1 protein-coding gene is annotated in these 1,718 nt (G+C 70.0%); it reads right to left on the minus strand.

The genetic code is table 11. From position 1 onward, the window contains the following. The coding region (locus tag ACFVST_RS29275; protein ID WP_390156624.1) for a beta-ketoacyl synthase N-terminal-like domain-containing protein at nucleotides 1-1,718 on the minus strand (1,718 nt) is incomplete at both ends.

Raw genomic sequence — 1,718 nt, forward strand, 5'->3', positions numbered from 1 at the left:
CCCGGCACCATCCCATCCGCACGCCGATCAAACGCCCGCGTCACCCCCTCCGCCGACAACATCCCCGCACCCACCATCGCGTCATAACTACCGGGCGTGGAAAGGATGTTGGCCCCGGCGACGATCGCGGTGTCGCAGTCTCCGTAACGGAGGCTGAGGCAGGCCTCGTGCAGGGCGACCAGACCGGACGAGCACGAGGTGTTGATCGCCATACTCGGACCGGACAGATTCAGGAAATACGCCAGCCGAGACGCCAGAATCGAGTTGGCGTTGGAGGTGACGCTGCCCTTTCCTTCGGTGAGCAGGACATAGTCGCCCTCTTCGACACCGACGAAGACCCCGACCTTCTCGTCGGCGAGGCGCTCCGGGCCGTACGCGGCGTCCTCCAGGGCGCGCCACATCTCCTGGAGCAGCAACCGCTGCCGCGGGTCCATGACTTCGGCCTCACGCGGGGAGATCTCGAAGAACAGCGGATCGAACTCCGCCACCCCGGGAATCTCGCCCATCGGGCGTCCCGGCCCCCAGGCCGGCTGCCGCTCGGGCGACACCTCGCCCACGACGGTCCGGCCCTCGGCCAGGATGTCCCACAGCTCGTCCACGGAACGGGCGCCGGGGAAGCGGCCGCTCATCCCCACGATGCCGATCGGCTCCACTCCGGCGGGCGTGCCCGAGGGCCGGACCCGGCGGCCGGTGCGCTTCACCCGGCGCCGCTTGACCGCCGCCGGAACGACCGCCCCGCCTCCCGCGGTACCGCCGTCCTGGTAGAACGCGCCGAGCAACTCCCCATGGTGGTCCAGGAGATGACGGCCCAGGCTCACCAGGGTGGGGTGGCTGAAGAACACATCGGGGGTCAGCTCGATGCCCAGCCGCTCGCCCAGCACACCGGCGAACTCGACCAGGCTGATGGAGTCGAAGCCGTAGTCCTGGAGGTTGGCGCCCTCGTCCAGCTTGGACACCGGGAGCTTCAGCAACTGCGAGACGGCGTCCTTCAGTTCCCACTCCAGGCACTCCGCCACCGAGAAGCCGGTCATCTCGGCGCGGCGTCCCGGACCGGCGGCGACCACCTCGGCCGCACCGCCCGCCGCGGGCTGCGCGCTCTCCTCGACGTCCTCGTAGACCTCTTCCTCGAACTCCTCGAACTCCTCTTGCCCGTCGCCGAGTTGAGCGTTCGGGGCGAAGGTGCTGCCGCCGACCGGGGAGTGCAGGCGCCGGGTGAGATCGGCGGGCGAGGGCCAGTAGGTCTCCTCCTCGAAGGGGTACGGGGGCAGGCTGATCCGTACCGGGGGGTGGTCGATGAGGAGTTGGAACTGGGGGGCGTACCCCTGGCAGTACAGGTCGCCGAGGGCGAGCAGGGTCTCCTGGTAGCGGCCGTCGTCCTGGCGGCCGCGCAGGGCCTCACCGACCAGGTCGCGCAGCATCGCGTTGGGGGTGAAGTCGCGGGTGACGACGCCGCGGTGGACCTTGCGCGGCTTCTCGCCCCGCGCTGCCTCCCGCAGCAACCGCACCGCGTCGTCCACATCACGCGCCACCACCGCACACCGATGGGCGAAGTGATGCCGCCCGACGCTCAGGGTGTGCGCGACCGAGGCCAGGTATCCCTCACCGAGTTCCTTCTCGGCGTCGAGGTGGTCGGCGAGGCCCAACAGGGCGCGTTCCAGAGCCTCTTCGGACTTCGCCGACACCGGCAGCACATACGCCGACGCCACACCCTGACCACC

The organism is Streptomyces sp. NPDC058045 (assembly GCF_042885635.1).
Taxonomy (GTDB): Bacteria; Actinomycetota; Actinomycetes; order Streptomycetales; family Streptomycetaceae; genus Streptomyces.